1 protein-coding gene is annotated in these 1228 nt (G+C 33.6%); it reads right to left on the bottom strand.

All coding sequences use genetic code 11. From position 1 onward, the window contains the following. Positions 1 to 208 (bottom strand): hypothetical protein (locus BVER_RS34955; RefSeq protein WP_232316934.1); only part of this gene is annotated, 208 nt, incomplete at its 3' end. Positions 209 to 1228 lie beyond the last annotated feature (1020 nt).

The following is a 1228-nucleotide window of genomic DNA, read 5'->3' on the forward strand; positions in this document are numbered from 1 at the left end:
GAGAATTAGAATCATCTTTTAAAGCATAAAAACCAATAAGTTGCTTAATTGTCCAACCCTTCTTTGGACAATTTTCCCTCAGATGATCTAAAAGCCCACAAATATTGCAAGACCCAGACACAATTAAAGGAAAATTAAAAGATGGAATAATAAAACTTGAAGTGCTTGGTTGCTCCAGGAGCTCATCACTTGACATCGACATCTTCATTTAATTTACCACAAGGATGTCTTCAAAATCACAGGAATAATCACCTTCTCCTGTGCAACACAATAACAAGAAAAAAAAATTAAATTAAATTAAATAACAAAATCTAAATTAATAAAAAAAAATATTTCCAATTAGATACTGAAGAACGACTCCCCGGCAACGGCGCCAAATTTGACGTCACCTTTTCCTACCACAAACAAAAGGCAAGTTAACAGTAGTATAGGGCAACGGATATCGTCCTCAGGGAGGTGTTACAGCTACTGGTTAAGAAATATATTTTTTATTATTTAGACAAATAACTAGTTTATTAACTGAATTAAATCTAATAAAATTACTACAGCTAATTTATAGAAAAAAATAATCATAAAATAAATATGCAAATTCAATTAAAAAAACTCTAGGACTTGAATTCGTCAATCATTACCAGTAATTCATGCCACAATGTAAAAGTTCTAGATTCAATGTTCTCACATCAATTCACTCATTTAAGTCCTATCCTCTTTCGAGGTATAGCACTCCTACTCACAACAATACCATGACTACTTTCGTGACTACGGCAATTACTATGAGTGCATTGAGTTCTTAGGAATTTTAAGATGCAATAATTGGTCCCTTACTTTCGTAGTTGTAATTAAGCCTGATAATTCCACCAACTAATGTTAATGGAAGCTGTCGCCTCTTCATTAACACCTTAGACATGCAAGCAGTGGCCAATTACTCACAAGACAATCAATCCGAAACAAATCAAGTATTGAACAGAGAATTACAAATAAGCATGAATTAAATGGCAAATCTTGACTACATCCCAATCCTAGACTACATTCAGAAAAATCAAATGTAAGAAAAACTTCTTCCGTCCGTAGCCTTCGAGAAGAACAGAAGAAAAGAAAAACCCAATGACGAGAACGAGGTGTAAAGATTTTTCATTGCAAAAGCATAGTGTTTGGTGTCAAATTTTACTTATTTTTATTACACTCAACTCGTACGAAGCCTATCGTAGCATAGTTGAGGGTCGATCCC

It is taken from the genome of Candidatus Burkholderia verschuerenii (assembly GCF_001189365.1).
Taxonomy (GTDB): domain Bacteria; phylum Pseudomonadota; class Gammaproteobacteria; order Burkholderiales; family Burkholderiaceae; genus Caballeronia; species Caballeronia verschuerenii.